The organism is Enterococcus sp. 3H8_DIV0648, from assembly GCF_002140655.1.
In the GTDB taxonomy this organism is placed as follows: domain Bacteria; phylum Bacillota; class Bacilli; order Lactobacillales; family Enterococcaceae; genus Enterococcus_A; species Enterococcus_A hulanensis.
This window is the reverse complement of record NZ_NGLG01000001.1, coordinates 616,509-617,833: the sequence shown is the minus strand read 5'-3', so window position 1 is coordinate 617,833 and position 1,325 is coordinate 616,509. Positions and strand designations below refer to the sequence as shown.

The following is a 1,325-nucleotide window of genomic DNA, read 5'->3' as shown; positions in this document are numbered from 1 at the left end:
GGAAAGAATGCCCGCTCAGTCAGCACCCTTTCCTGCTTTTATAAATTATCTATCGCCATTGTTCGAGACTTAAAACGAATTACTATTGAATCTCCATCAAGTAAGAATTCAACCTCTATAAATACCTATTTTCTCTTAACGCAATCTTTTTAATATCATTGACCGTTTGTGTTCCAGCTAGTTGCATCACCATCTCTAATTCCTTTTTAAAGAAATCAAAAACTTGTTGAACGCCTGTTGAACCTCCCAGAGCCAAACCATAAATAGCGGGTCGGCCGATTGCGACCAAATCCGCACCAGAAGCCAGTGCCTTGAAAATGTGCTGTCCACGACGAACACCACTATCAAAAACAATCGGTGCTCTTCCTGCAACGGCCTCAGCTACATATTGCAAAGAATCAAAGGCAGCTGGCCCACCGTCTAATTGACGTCCCCCATGATTAGAGACCCAAATACCTGAAGCACCTGAACCAAGTGATCGTTCAACATCTTCTTCTGATTGGACACCTTTTACATAGACTGGTAAATCAGAATAACTCGCAATAAATTCCACATCTTTTGAACTGAGTTTTTGCTTTGATGAACCATAGACGGCATCCATCGTCTGTCCAATGCCTGATTGATACGCTTGAACGATCGGCATCGCTAAAGGAAAAGTAAAACCATTTCTTCGATCGGTTTCTCGATTGCCGCCCACTGTCGCATCAGCGGTCAATACGATTGCTTTAGCACCATTGCGTTTTGCCATAGCCAAAATATCGCGATTGATTCCATCATCTTTACTCATATAAAACTGAAACCATTGAGGTGCCTCTGCTCCACCTGCCTCGCGAATCTCCTCTAATGTACAAGAGGCATATGAACTAGCCGTATAAATTGTACCAAAACGTGCAACACCTTTTGCCGAAGCTCGTTCTGCCGCAACATTTGCTAAGCCGTGAGCAGCAACGGGGGCCATAATGATAGGAGCGGTCAATTCTTCTCCCTCAAAATCTGTCTTTGTAACTGGCAGCTCAACATCTCGCAATACGTGAGGAATAATCAATTTATGGTTAAAAGCCCTTTCATTTTCCTGATACGTAAAAATATCTCCAGCACCACTGCTGATGTATCCGTAACCGCCTTTCGGTATAACTTCCTTTGCAGCTTCTTCTAAATCGTACATATTAATAAAATCAATTGCACCTTCTGCTGTGCTCGCTTGATAAATCTTTTCCATCTGAATCCCTACCTTCAAAGTGATAACGTTTACACAAATTATGTTACGCTTACCTCTAGCAGGTGACAAATGATTTGTTTGAGTCGGATTTTTAATTGATTGACAT

The 1,325-nt window shown here is 42.0% G+C and carries 1 protein-coding gene; it reads right to left on the bottom strand.

Going from position 1 to position 1,325, the window contains the following annotated elements:
- Window positions 1-115: 115 nt before the first annotated feature.
- A complete protein-coding gene (locus A5875_RS02810) occupies window positions 116-1,219 on the bottom strand; it encodes an alpha-hydroxy-acid oxidizing protein (protein ID WP_088932193.1) in 1,104 nt (367 codons plus the stop codon).
- Window positions 1,220-1,325: the final 106 nt, after the last annotated feature.

Excerpts from the sequence above, each read along its gene's own strand:
- A5875_RS02810 (WP_088932193.1), bottom strand. The coding sequence starts at position 1,219 with ATGGAAAAGATTTATCAAGCGAGCACAGCAGAAGGTGCAATTGATTTT.